General features: G+C 47.4%; 7 protein-coding genes. 3 read left to right on the forward strand and 4 right to left on the reverse strand.

Features of this window, described 5'->3' with window-relative positions:
* Nucleotides 1-5: 5 nt before the first annotated feature.
* From HQM11_07360 to nspC, 3 genes are all read left to right on the forward strand, one after another.
* Entirely contained in the window at nt 6-536 is a 531-nt protein-coding gene (locus tag HQM11_07360; GenBank protein ID MBF0350834.1) for a DUF1640 domain-containing protein, read from the forward strand.
* Between the two features lie 149 nt (nt 537-685).
* Nucleotides 686-1,864, forward strand: a complete 1,179-nt coding sequence (locus HQM11_07365) for a saccharopine dehydrogenase family protein (protein MBF0350835.1) — start codon at nt 686-688, stop codon at nt 1,862-1,864.
* Between the two features lie 12 nt (nt 1,865-1,876).
* Nucleotides 1,877-3,013 carry a carboxynorspermidine decarboxylase gene (nspC, locus tag HQM11_07370; protein ID MBF0350836.1) on the forward strand — a complete coding sequence of 379 codons (1,137 nt, stop codon included), beginning with the start codon at nt 1,877-1,879 and terminating at the stop codon, nt 3,011-3,013.
* On the opposite strand, the gene HQM11_07375 is transcribed toward nspC, so the two are convergent.
* From HQM11_07375 to HQM11_07390, 4 genes are all read right to left on the reverse strand, one after another.
* Nucleotides 3,014-4,771 (reverse strand): SpoIIE family protein phosphatase, encoded by a 1,758-nt coding sequence (locus HQM11_07375; GenBank protein ID MBF0350837.1) that lies wholly within the window; start codon nt 4,769-4,771, stop codon nt 3,014-3,016.
* A 362-nt stretch (nt 4,772-5,133) separates the two neighbouring features.
* On the reverse strand, nt 5,134-8,256 hold the full coding sequence (locus HQM11_07380) for a CHASE domain-containing protein (protein MBF0350838.1): 3,123 nt from the start codon (nt 8,254-8,256) through the stop codon (nt 5,134-5,136).
* A gap of 294 nt (nt 8,257-8,550) precedes the next feature.
* The gene (locus HQM11_07385; protein ID MBF0350839.1) at nt 8,551-11,235 is read right to left on the reverse strand and encodes a response regulator; all 2,685 of its coding nucleotides are present in this window, start codon (nt 11,233-11,235) and stop codon (nt 8,551-8,553) included.
* Between the two features lie 279 nt (nt 11,236-11,514).
* A complete protein-coding gene (locus HQM11_07390) occupies nt 11,515-13,662 on the reverse strand; it encodes a DctP family TRAP transporter solute-binding subunit (protein ID MBF0350840.1) in 2,148 nt (715 codons plus the stop codon).
* Nucleotides 13,663-13,696: the final 34 nt, after the last annotated feature.

Raw genomic sequence — 13,696 nt, forward strand, 5'->3', positions numbered from 1 at the left:
AGAAAATGCTTGTATTTGACACCTTAGCGTTTGCTGAACGACTGCAAAAAGTGAATTTCACCAAGGAACAAGCCAAAGTTCTGACAGAAGAATTCAGGGAACTTCTGGATGAAAATCTCGCTTCAAAACGAGATCTGAAAGAGACAGAAACCGGGTTGCGACACGATTTGAAAGAAATGGAAATCTCGTTGAAACGTGACATGAAAGAAATGGAAATCTCGTTGAAACGTGACATGAAAGAAATGGACGTGTCGTTGAAACGTGACATGAAAGAAATGGACGTGTCGTTGAAACGTGATTTGGCAACAGTTGAAACTAGTCTGAAACAAGACATGAAAGAATTAGAAATCAACACGAGACGTGATTTAACAGAAGTGCAAACTGGTCTAAAACGAGACATGAAAGAACTCGAAATCAATTTAAAACACGATATTGCGGAAACCAAAGCAGACATGATCAAATGGATGTTTGGCGTTGCAGGCATCCAGCTTACTTTAATTGTAACCCTGCTGAAATGGGTGCTCGAAAAAGGGTAATCCGCACTGATCGTGAGACCATGTTTATTTAACTCAGGAAAACTCAATTTTCATACCATGACCATCTTGTTCAACATGATTTTCCCCACCACGCCATTTGACCACTTTTATTCCCTATTAATATTCACTGATTTATCCAGGAGTCATTTATGAGTTCAGTATTGATCGTAGGAACCGGCGGAGTTGGAAGCGTTGTGGCTCACAAATGCCACCAGATCCCCTCTGTTTTTTCTAAAATAACGCTGGCCAACCGGACTTTGTCCAAAGCCGAGGCCATAAAACAAGCGATTGGGAACCCCAAAATTGATACGTATCAGGTCGATGCGGACAACACAGCCGAATTGATCCAGTTGATCAACAAGGTCAAACCTGAACTGGTGATCAATACCGCGTTGCCGTATCAGGATCTATCCATCATGGAAGCTTGTCTGGCAACCAATGTACATTATCTGGACACGGCGAATTATGAACATCCGGATGAAGCAAAATTCTGTTACGCACCCCAATGGGCCTTGCATGAACGCTTTGAACAGAAAGGCTTGATGGCCTTGCTTGGTTGCGGGTTTGATCCGGGTGTGACCAATGTTTACTGTGCTTACGCCAAAAAACACCATTTTGATGTCATGCACACCATTGATATTCTGGATGCCAATGGCGGCGACCATGGTCAGGCGTTTGCCACCAACTTCAATCCGGAGATCAATATCCGTGAAATCACTCAGGAAGGTAAATATTATGAAAACCGGGAATGGAAAACCACCCCGCCCCTTTCTGTGCATGAAACATTCGATTTTCCTGGCATCGGCCCCAAAGAAAAATATCTTCTGTATCATGAGGAACTGGAATCTCTGGTCAAACATTTTCCAGAAATCAAACGCCTCCGGTTCTGGATGACTTTCTCGGAAAAATACCTGACACATCTCCGTGTATTGCAAGCGGTTGGCATGACCGCCATCAAACCAGTGAATTACGAGGGACATCAGATCATTCCGATTCAATTTTTAAAAGCGGTATTGCCCGAACCTTCCTCTCTTGGACCACTGACTAAGGGGAAAACCTGTATCGGTTGTATCATAGAAGGCGAGAAACATGGCAAACCCGTTAAATATTATGTGTACAACATCTGTGATCATCAGGAATGCTATCAGGAAGTTGGTTCCCAGGCAATCTCCTACACCACCGGTGTTCCGGCCATGATTGGCGCCAAAATGATGCTGGAAAAGAAATGGACCGGTAAAGGTGTGTTCAATGTGGAACAGTTCAATCCGGATCCCTTTATGGAAGACCTGAATCGCTACGGATTGCCCTGGACTGAAACATGGCTTTGAGCTGGAGTGCTTATGACAATTGATATTCAACAAATTCCAACGCCCTGTTATGTTTGTGATGAAGCCCTGCTCCGGAAAAATCTGGAAATTCTGAAACAGGTTCAGGATCAGACAGAATGCAATATTCTGCTCGCACTCAAGGGTTTTTCCATGTTCAGTACCTTTCCCATTGTGCGGGAATACCTCAGGGGAGTCGCGACGAGTTCTCTGAATGAAGCCCGTCTGGGGTTTGAGGAATTCGGGGGCATGGTCCACATGTACACACCCGCCTATAAAGAATCAGAGTTTTCTGAGATCATGAACTATGCGGACCATCTGGTGTTTAATTCGTTTGAGCAGTGGAAACGCTTTCGACCGCTGGTTCAACGTTCCGGGAAAAAAATTGAATGCGGGATCAGAATCAATCCTGAACATTCCGAAGTGACCACCGAAATTTATGATCCGTGTCAAAAATTTTCCAGGATGGGTGTGACACAATCCCAGTTTGATGAACAGTCAATGGGGGGATTGACCGGCATTCATTTTCATAATCTTTGTGAAAAAAATTCTGATTCTCTCGAGCGAACCTGGACTGTGGTTGAAAAAAAATTCGGTCATCTGTTTTCGAGACTGGAATGGATCAATCTCGGTGGTGGTCATCATATCACACGCTCAGATTATGACCTTGAACGACTCTGCCGTATCATCCGGAATATTCGAAAAAAATATGGTCTGACCGTGTTTCTTGAACCAGGGGAGGCGATTGCGCTCAATGCCGGGATTCTGGTCGCATCGGTCATGGACACGATGCATAATGGCATGGATATCGCTCTGCTGGATGCGTCAGCCACAACTCACATGCCGGACGTGCTGGAAATGCCTTATCGTCCCACGATTGTAGGTGCCGGAGTTCCCGATCAATATCCCTATCTGTATCGTCTGGGGGGCACAACCTGCCTTTCCGGTGATATCATCGGTGACTATTCCTTTCCTCAGCCCTTGAAACCCGGTGACAAACTGGTGTTTGAGGATATGTTGCATTACACCATGGTTAAAAATACCACATTCAATGGCGTGGAACTGCCTTCCATCGCGATCTGGACAAAAGAGGGAAAACTGGAAGTGGTCAGAAAATTTGGCTATGAGGATTATCGCAACAGGTTGTCCTGATCAGGAGAGCACTTCAAAACCAACAAACGTGAGGTCATCGTTAAAATCAGAAAAACCGGCACCATCAAAGCCAATGACCCGTGTCGGGTCAAAGCCGGTATACTGATGAGCAAACTCGATCATTTCAGGCAAGATTCTATTCAGGGCAAAGGTGTGTCGTTGACTTAAAAAATCATAGAAAGCGTTTTTTCCCCAGAGTTTTCCTTCGTTGTTGGCAATCTCCAGAATTCCATCGGTATAAAAGAGCACTTTGTCCCCAGGTTCCAGAGTGAGCTGTCTTTCATGATAAATCACATCGTTGCTTGAAAACACACCAACCATTGTTCCGATTGTCGTAACCGGATGAATCGCATCGGTATTTTGATGCAGAATCACGGCTGGAGGATGCCCCGCGCCACAGTATGATAAAACATGGCTGTGAGTATCATAAACCGCATAAAAAATGGTGGCGAATTTACCATTTTCCAGTTTCTGGTAAAGGCGCTCATTGGTCAAACGCATCACCTGGGAGGGCGAAGCTCCTGTCATGGCACTTTCCTGAAACACGACTGAAACCATGAAGGATATGAGCGCCGCAGATATTCCATGCCCTGTCACATCCCCGACGACAATTCCAAAACAGCCATTATCCAGATCCAACACATTGTAAAAATCGCCGCCAACCTGCGACATGGGCAAATAGGTCGAGGAGAATTGAATGGCAGGATGAACGGGTAAGGTTTGTGGCATTAAAAACAGTTGGGTTTCACGGGCCTGTTCGAGTTCCTCCAGCATTTGTTTTTGTAAACGATGCACATCTTCGATTGTGGTTTGATAGGTTTGCTCCACAAATTTTTGCAGTTCCATTTCCTGTTTCAGTTCTTCATTGTAGAGCCGAGTGGTTCTCAACGCCCCCTGAATCTGCTGGAACATTCTGATATTTTTAACAATCGACAAGGTCATTCGTGCGATGTTCCTGATAAAGTCCAGATCGTCCTCCTTCAACACGATCGTTCCAACCGGACAGGACAGGTTGATGACCCCTAACGTCTGCTGTTTATCCGCAAGGGGAATACACAACAAAGTTCTGGGAACATCGTCAGGACTCATGATGTATCGGGGATCATCAAAGGTATTGGGCACCAGGATCATTGTTTGGGTTTGTGCCGCAAAGCCGGCAATGCCCTGCCCCTGTTTAAACGTTCTGGGTTGAGCGGGACCTGTCAGCGTATCATGGAATACTGCTGATGATTCATCCTGCATCACAAAATGAATCCGGCATTCCAGGGTATTTCCGGAATCCATCATGTATGCGGAACTCCAATTCATTCGGGTTCGTGTGTACAGAATTTTCAGGGTGTTTTTTAATACTTCTTTTTCGAGTTGAATACTGCCCAGAACATCCCCGGCAATTTTCAATGTTTCAAGTTCAGTTGATTTTTGTTGAAGCAATTGATTCGTCTGTTGAAGATGCCACCAAAGACGTCCGAATTCATCATTCCTTTCAAGAATTAGTGGTTTGTGTGGAAATTTGTTTTCTCCAAGCAAAACCGCTGAATCCTCGAGAGCCTGTAACACGGAGGTCAGTTGAGTTCCCCAGTAGTGTCCTCCAGTTGCGATCAGAACAGCAAATATCCCCCAGATCGTGATTCCTGTGAAAATCATTCGGTCTGAAATCGCCACATTGAGTTTCAACAGCATTGTGAAACCTGCGGCAGAACCCAGCAGAAAAGCCGCAATTCCAAATAATAGTATTTTTTGTTTAATGGAAATCCACATAAAACCCGCGGGTTGGTTGATCTCTATGTTTAAAACGTTCAAAAAATAACAGGGATAACGTGCCCCACGGGACGTACAAGGCTGTTAAGTTAAGAAATTACCTGTGAGTAAATCCCCCTTTTCAAAGGGGGCATGGGGGATTTAAAGCTCAGAATAACATCCCCCTATCCCCCTTAAGCCAAGGGGGAATTGGTGCCAGTGCCTTCACAGGGCATAACTTAACCGACGTGCACGGGACGTAGGTCACGAGCAAACTTTTACTACTTATTTTTTGCCATTCCTTATCCTGTATGTGTGAGTGTCACACATGAGGGCAAGAATCAATCAGATATTGAACGCAACAAAGGGATAAACCCAACCCCTTAGACAAACTCCTTCAGAAAATCATCCAGGGCCTGCATGGTGTGGGTGTAGCATAATTCCATTTGTTGCCAAAGCTCAGGCAAGGGATCAGGAGTTACAGAATCAGGCAGATGTTGGAGCTGGTTGAGCAAATCTGACAATTGTTTCGCGCCCAGACATAAAGCCGCACCTTTGATTTTGTGCGCAATCGTCCTGAGTTGGGAACGATCTTCACTCTTCAGAAACTCCGGGTAGGAGGCGATGACCTCTTCCATTTGCTGCCGCAACATCGTCTGCATGACCTGAAACCCTGACGCGTTTGTGGTAATCTTAAATTCCTCCAAGAGTTCTGAATCTAGCAACTCGAGCTCTTCAGGGGATGGTTCGACCGCCATGGATGAGGGCTTCGGCGTTTTCATAGGGAGTCCCTCATAATTTACGATTTCAATATTTTTGTGGTGAGCGTAGTCCTTCAAAACATTCACCACCGTTTTAATCGTGATGGGTTTGCTGAGATAGGCATTCATTCCGGCCTCCAGGCATTTTTCCTTATCTCCGGGTAGGGCATTGGCTGTCATTGCAATGATCCGGGGCCTGGTTGCTGAGGGGAGCGTTTTGACAAGTTGTCGTGTTGCTTCGAGTCCATCCATTTCAGGCATTTGCACATCCATGAAAATCAGATCATAGTTTTGCTGTTGTGTGACACTCAGCACTTCCAGTCCATTCGTGGCCAAATCCGCCTCATAGCCCAGTTTTTTCAAAATCATCAGTGTGAGTTTCTGGTTGATGGGGTTGTCTTCCGCCAGCAGGATTTTCAGGGGGAGTTTTTCCGCCATTTGAGAATCTGCCGTTTTTTCATCCGTTTTGGGGTGGGAAATGATGATCGGAGTTTCGTGAACTGCTGTCAGAAACACAGTGAACGTCACCACAGACCCCTGCCCCTGAACACTTTCCATGATGATGTTTCCGCCCATCATTTCCACCAGCCTTTTGGCGATCATGAGTCCAAGTCCTGTGCCGCCAAATTTACGGGTGGTTGACACATCCACCTGGGAAAATTGTTGAAACAGCAGGTTGATTTTATCAGGCGCAATCCCGATGCCGGTGTCTCTCACCCTGAACAGCAGTTCCACACGGGGTTCTTCTGACAACCTGAGACCCGTCAACTGTTTAAGTTCAACAGTAACCACAACCGCGCCGCTGCTTGTGAATTTCACAGCATTGCCCAGAAGATTGACCAGAATTTGCCGAAGGCGTGTCACATCTCCTGAAACGATGGCGGGAACCCCCGGTGAAATTTCAGCATGGAGATCAATGTGTTTATCCACAGCTTTGGCTTCAAGCAGCATCAAACTGCTGTCAAGCAGATCATGAATCAGAAACGGCGCATCCTCGAGGGTCATGTTGCCTGCATCAATTTTTGAAAAATCGAGAATGTTATTGATCAGCGAAAGCAGATGCTCGCCGCTCAAATGGATCGTTCGGGCATATTCACGTTGTTCCAGGGTCAGTGGAGTTTCCATGAGCAGACTGGTCATGCCGATCACACCATTCATCGGGGTCCGGATTTCATGACTCATGCTGGCCAGAAATTCAGCTTTGGCCCGTGACGCCTGTTCTGCCGCATCCCGGGCCTGTTTCAGATCTTCCTGATAGCGGATATGCCCGGTGATGTCTTCCAACACCCAGATCACGCCCTGCTCCAGGTTGGCCGGATCAATCGCCTTGCCATTCATGCGCACCCAGATCAGCGTTCCATCACCCCGAAGCATCTGTTGCTCCGTATCAAAAACTTCCCCGCGTTCGAGCACCGGACGGGAATCGGAGTCAAATTGTTCAAACGCTGCCGACGAGGGATACATTTTTCGGGTGGAATGGTTTTCCATTTCTTCTCTGGGATACTGGAATATCTCCAGGCATTTGGGGTTCACCCAGCGTATCACCCGATCAATGACGAGTGAAATCCCGACATTGGCCGTGTCCGCGACAAACCGGAACCGGGCCTCACTTTCCTTGAGTTGGAGTCCTTCTTCCTTCAGTTGTTCGGTCATGGCGTGGGCGATTTTCTGTGCCCGCCGGTTGATGAAATTCAGGGAGTAAATGACATAAAACAGCAACAGGTCAATCAAACTGCCGGCCAGCGCCACAAACAGCGGTTGTCTGGTTTCGCCCTCACTGACAATCCCCGGATGCGAATTGAAATACAGTTTCCAGGTTCGTCCCTGAATGTTGAGGGTTATCAGTTTGCGCAAATAGGACGCCTTGTGCTGTTCCAGCGAATCCAACCGGGTATTGGTGTCAAACAAAAGTGTTTCGGGATTCATGTCCTCCCCGTCAAAAATTTCAAAATCAATTTCAGTATCCCCCGTTCCTAAAATTCCATGCATGAGATCACCGGCCCTGAACGGCGAATACACCCACCCACTGAAGTGGGCTCGACGTGCTTCAAGGGTTGAGGGAACACTCCGGGTACGATAGGTCGGAATATACATCAGAAAACCTTTTTGAACGGCCTCACTGGTTTCCTGGACCAGTGTGATGATCCCTGAGGTTGCCGCAACGCCTTCGTCCCGGGCACGGGACATCGCCCTTCTTCGTGTTTCATTGGACCACATGTCATAGCCGAAGGCCCGTTGATTGCGCCAGTCGAAGGGTTCCAGATAGATGATCGCACTGTAGAAATCCCGGACTCCTTCAGGTTTGATGGTGTATTCGGGAAAGCCCTCCGCACGGATGGACGCTATGTGTTGTTCCCTGTCTTCGGGTCTGACTGGAATGCTGAAACCGATCCCCTGTATTCCCGGCCAATGCCGGTTGATGTTTAAGATTTTCACATATTCCGCCCATTCTTTGCGGGAGACGTGCTCTGAAGACGCGAACAAACCGGCGCCTCCCCACAGAACCTGTTCATAAATTTCCAGGCGATCCTCAATGGCAGTGGCAATCTCATGGGAGCGTAGATTGAACCGTTCAGCAATCCGCTGTTGGACCGAGGTGGAGGTGAAATAATAAGCCCAGATTGTGGCGAGGATGGAGGAACCCAGAATGAGCCAGGCCAACAGTGGATTATGCAGGATGTTCAATAGCCGCTGTTTTTTATTGACCAGCAATTCATCGGTTTGATTCACGGGTATGGTGTCCATAAAACCTGTTCCATAATTTTAAAAAAAACCTGTTCTGCCGGGCATAAGTGCCCGACCCTAAATCTTTAACTATTTTTTCTGGTTCCCTACCTCTGGTGCACGTCTGTTAAGTTAAGAAATTACCTGCGAGAAAATCCCCCTTTTCAAAGGGGGCATGGGGGATTTAACGCTCAGAATAACATCCCCCTAACCCCCTTAAACCAAGGGGGAATTGGTGCCAGTGCCTTCACAGGACTTAACTTAACAGACGTGTACCTCTGGCGAGGAACCTTCCTCTTATTCTTTTGCCATTCGTTAATTCAATTCAATCTGCAATTTTTTTAATTCAGACAGCGTTTCAGTGTAGCACTGTTCCAACGCTGTCAGAAGTTCGGGCAGGGGATCAGGAATCACTCCTGATGGCATATTTTGCAATTGTTGAAATAACTCTGTCAAACGGATGGCACCCAGGCTTGAAACTGTGCCTTTGAGCTTATGGGCGATACGTTTAATGGGGGTCCGATCAGTCTTCTGGATGAAATCCTGAAAATCCTTGATGGCTCCGGTGACCTGCTGTTCAAAGATTTTGAGCATCTCCTGAAATAATTCACGATCCATTTCTAAGAGAAGTTCCTTGATGTAGACCGGATCCAGCAAACCCATGGATGGGGTTCCGGAAAGAGTTGGTTGTTCTGGCAAAGCAGAAACACTGTTGTTCAGGGTGGAAACACCGGAAATATCACCTGATACCACGTCGAAATGTGTTTCACCTTCCTGATTTTTCATGAAATGCAGATGGAGCATCCTGGCCAGATCACGCAGTCGTATGGGTTTACTCAGGTAGTCATTCATCCCGGCCTGCAAACAAATTTCCCTGTCTCCCGGCAGAGCATTGGCTGTCATCGCGATGATCCATGGACGCTCTGCGCTGGATGTTTGGGCCACAATCTGTCGAGTGGCTTCCAGACCATCCATTTCAGGCATCTGGACATCCATGAAGATCACTTCATAGTGCTGTTGACTGACACACTTCAACACCTCCGGTCCCGTGGTGGCAATGTCCGCGGAATAGCCGAATTTTCCAAGCATGCGCAGGAACAATGTTCTGTTGATCGGATTGTCTTCAGCCACCAGAATCCTGATTGGCATTTTTTCCGCCAATTGGGGATCTACAGTTTTTTGTTCCATATGCCTGGAATAATAGTCCCTTGTCAGCGGCAATGATCCTGAAGGCAAGGCACGCAAAGGCACCATGAAAGAAAAGATGGAACCTTTTCCGGGAGTACTCTCCACCCGCATTTTACCCTTCATCAATTCTACCAGTCCTTTGCAAATGGTCAGCCCCAGGCCGGTGCCGCCATATTTGCGGGTTGTCGAAAAATCTTCCTGGGTGAACGCCTGGAAAATATGCTCAATTTTTTCAGGCGCAATACCAATTCCGGTATCCTGAACACTGAACAGTAGTTCCGCACGGGACCCCTCACCCCCTCCCTGAGAGGAAAGCTGTTCTAATTCCACAGAAACCACCACCACCCCTTTCTCGGTGAATTTCAGGGCATTGTCGATGAGATTGAGCAGGATCTGTCGCAGACGTGTGACATCGCCTGTCAGGAACCGCGGAACCATTGGTGAAATATTTAACCGCAAATCAATTTGTTTGGTCTCCGCTTTGGAAATCAGTAATTCCAGTGTATTTTCCAGCAGTTCATTGACCTGGAAGGGAATTTTCTCCAAGGTGATGTTGCCGGAATCAATTTTTGAAAAATCCAGAATATTGTTGATCAGGGTCAGCAGGTGCTCTCCGCTCAAATGAATGGTCTGGGCGAATTCCTGTTGTTCACTGGTCAATTCTGTTTCCATCAGCAGGCTGATCATCCCGATAACCCCGTTCATCGGTGTGCGGATCTCATGGCTCATGTTGGCCAGAAATTCTGATTTTGCGAGGTTGGCGCGTTCCGCGAGTTCTTTGGCCGTCTGCAATTCTTCAGTCCTTGAGGCGACCAGTGCTTCCAGATGATGCTGATGTTCTTGAATTTCCAGTTCCCGCTGATCCATCGCTTTTGCCAGATCTTCCAGTTCATCGCCGGTGCCTACAGGCGCAAAATGCGAGAGTTCATCCTTGTTGGCCAGCCTTGTTTTAGTCCAGAGTCGCAGAATGGGTTGGGCGAGGCTCTGTCCGAGATAGCGAGACAGGCCAACAGCAAACAGCACCAGCACCACACTCGCCAGCAGCAACACTGAAAGCAATTTCCAGAGGATGCGCAGGTATTCTTTTTTCAAGGCACCCATTTCAAACCGGATGTTCAATTGATGCAGGTTGGGCATCGTTTCATCTGCGCTCATTATCAGGGTTTTATAAGCGATTTCAGGATTGTACTGATAGGTATAAATCGTTTGCAGGGGAGTCAATACACGATAAAAACCTGTGGTCGTCGTTGGCACACTCCTGCTGATCAGATCATCCATATGAAATTCGGCAATCAGCGCGCCGATGGGCGTGTGATAATAATCAATGGATTTCACCATAATCAACCGTTGTGAATCCTGAGAAAGTCTGGTGAGTGTCTGGCCTGTCTGTAGCGTTGGACGAAGGTAGAGTTCTGTTTTGTAATCGGGTGGTTGACTGAGACTGCTTGCAAACAGATTGCCTTCAAAATCCACAAGTGTGACTGAATCCACCCCCTGGGCCTTGTTGAAATTCTGAATGAGTTTGGCCAGATATTCGCTGTTGTTGTCAGAAACCGCCAAACTGTTGACGATAAAGTGGTTTTCACTGAAGTTACCGAGATTTTCCTGGAGATAAACCAGTCTCTGCTCCATGGAAATCAGGGAATGCCGGGAACGTGATTCCAGCAGATGTTGCAATTCCTGCTGGATCGAAAGAAAGGCGATAATCGCCACAATCAGGATGAGGGAACTCATCATGCCCGTCACGGTCAAGGTAAAGGTCCGGGTGATGCGTTGTCTGATGCTGGTAGTCTGAAAATAGCTGAAGGACATGTTGTTTCTCAATGGTTCAGAATCGTGTAAAAAATACCCTGTAAAATTTCAAAAAATATCTTCTGCCTGAAACCCGTCTCTACCATCTGTAAACCCAATGTCGTCAACTTAAGGCGTTCTTCGCCGGGGAATCCCCCTTTTCAAAGGGGGCATGGGGGATTTAACGCTCAGAATTACATCCCCCTAACCCCCTTGAACCAAGGGGGAATTGAAACACAGCACCGTTCAGAATGCTTAAGTTGATGACATTGTCTGTAAACCCCGTCTCTACCACCAGATTTATCTATGGCCAACGGGAACAATCGCTCCCGATTTATCAAACTCTGCCAGAAAATAATGTTCAGGATTCAATCCGTCATGCTGCGTGGCAGTGAAGGCCGGTGCATAGCGTTGAACGACGCCATCATACGGAGGCAGGTTTTCCAGCGCATCCCTTATTTTGGAACGTTCGAGTGTACCGGCCTGCTTGATCGCCAGGGCCAGCAAATGAATCAGATCCCAGGCATGAGCGATGCCGACAGGTGCCTCGATTTTTTCAGCGTCAGCAATTTCATATTTTTTCAGATATCGGGTTTTGAGGTCCTCAGCCCGTGGGTTGAGGTGTGTCAGAAAGGAAAAGGTCTGAATAAACTGGAAGGGCACTTTCTCAAGATCCTGATGGGCTTCTTCCCAAAAATTTCCTCCGGTAATTCCCCAATGAGAAATGATTGGCAGAATGTTTTTTTGACGGGCCATGTTGTGCACAATGGTCACGCCTTCAGGCGCGTTGGCAATCAGCAGAATCACATCGGCCTGAGCCGCTTCGATGCGTTTGAGTTGAATGGACATGTCAGGTTCTCCATTGTTGAACCACTCAATCGCTGCCGGTTCGATCTGTCTTGCGTTCAAGGCCTCCTGAAGGGCCTTTTGATTGCTCCGGCCCCAGAGATTGTTGTTCAGCAGCAACGCCGGGCGTTTATAATTTTTTAAGGCTTCCGCGACAAGAAAAGGCCCCACGTATTTGTCATTGGCGGAAACACGAAACACATAGCCCGGAGAATCCTTTTGTTCCGTCAAGCCGGTTGCGGCGCCCCACGGGCCCAGATAAATCAGTTGGTTCTGATGAATGGTTTCCATTCCCAAAAGTACGATTTGACTGTGCAATCCACCCAAGACCGCAACCAGGTTGGGCAAAGTCGCAAAATATCTGATATTTTCCAAACCAATCGCGGCCACACCCGAATTGTTCCGCACAACCAGTTTCAGCCGTTTACCCAGAACACCTCCGTGATGGTTGATGTCCTCAATCGCCAGTTCCGCGCCTCGCTGGATCGCGATGCCGGATTGTGCGGAACCCGCAATCATGTCGGCATCCAGGCCAATGAGAATTTCATTGTTGAGCAGACGTTCTTTCTTTTCCACCAGCAGTCTGGTCAGTTCCAGAAATTCGCCGCCGACTTTACGATACGAATCAATCACCGGCATCAGGGCCTGCTGAAAACGGGCTTTTTCCTCTGTGGTGAGTTCATAAACCTGTGTGCCATGAGCCCGTATCGTTTTAAGCTGTTCTGTTTCCCTCTTTAAAATTTCCTGCCGTTGAAAGCCGGTCAGTTCCACGGCTGTTTCCACAAGGATCTTCTGCAAATCCCCGGGCAGGGTGGTCAATATTTTATTGCTGAAACACAGGGCCTGCGCCAAATAGGCATGATTGCTCAAAATGAGATATTTCTGGATTTCATAAAATTTCATTCCGGCGATGGAGCCAATTGGATTTTCCTGTCCGGAAACATTGCCATCACTCAAGGCACTGTAGGTTTGACTGAAGTCAATCGGGATTGGAACCGCACCCAACAGCCTGTATTGCTCCATGAGCAACGGGCTTTTCATGACGCGGAAATTCAGTCCCCTGAAATCTTCCGGACGATGAATCTCCTTATTGGCTGTGAATTGCTTGAAACCGCTTTCCCAGAAAGTGGGACAGGTCAAACCATGAGCATTCAACAGCTTTGATAACAACTGCCCCGGTTCACCATCCAGCATTTCATAAAGCTGTTCCCGATTTTTGAAAAAAAAGGGCAAATCGGGGTATTGCACGGCAGGTTCCAGGAAGCTCATCTTGGCCGTAGGAGGCAGAGAAATCGCCAGAGTTCCAGCCAGCAAACGCTCTATCATCTGTTCATCAGTCCCCAGAGACTGATTGGGGAAAACCTCAACGACTATGTTCCCCCGGCTTTTATAATTCACAATATCCGCAAACCGCAGGGCGGCAATATGCTGGGCACTGTCTGGAGCCATATCATGCCCGAACTGAAGGTGAAATGGCTCCGGTGTTCCAGTAAGTTTCTTTTCTTTCAGGTCTGTACTGCCGGTTATCCAATTCAGTTCCAGAACGAGCAGAAACAACACAAATATCGCGGTAATTCCCGACAGGAGGTGCTTTTTATTCATAATTTTTCCATGAAGAAACAATTGGTGAGGCGAG

This window comes from SAR324 cluster bacterium (assembly GCA_015232315.1).
Taxonomy (GTDB): Bacteria; SAR324; SAR324; order SAR324; family NAC60-12; genus JADFZZ01.

Excerpts from the sequence above, each read along its gene's own strand:
- HQM11_07385 (MBF0350839.1), bottom strand. The coding sequence starts at position 11,235 with ATGTCCTTCAGCTATTTTCAGACTACCAGCATCAGACAACGCATCACC.
- HQM11_07365 (MBF0350835.1), top strand. The coding sequence starts at position 686 with ATGAGTTCAGTATTGATCGTAGGAACCGGCGGAGTTGGAAGCGTTGTG.
- HQM11_07380 (MBF0350838.1), bottom strand. The coding sequence starts at position 8,256 with ATGGACACCATACCCGTGAATCAAACCGATGAATTGCTGGTCAATAAA.
- nspC (MBF0350836.1), top strand. The coding sequence starts at position 1,877 with ATGACAATTGATATTCAACAAATTCCAACGCCCTGTTATGTTTGTGAT.
- HQM11_07360 (MBF0350834.1), top strand. The coding sequence starts at position 6 with ATGCTTGTATTTGACACCTTAGCGTTTGCTGAACGACTGCAAAAAGTG.
- HQM11_07375 (MBF0350837.1), bottom strand. The coding sequence starts at position 4,771 with ATGTGGATTTCCATTAAACAAAAAATACTATTATTTGGAATTGCGGCT.
- HQM11_07390 (MBF0350840.1), bottom strand. The coding sequence starts at position 13,662 with ATGAATAAAAAGCACCTCCTGTCGGGAATTACCGCGATATTTGTGTTG.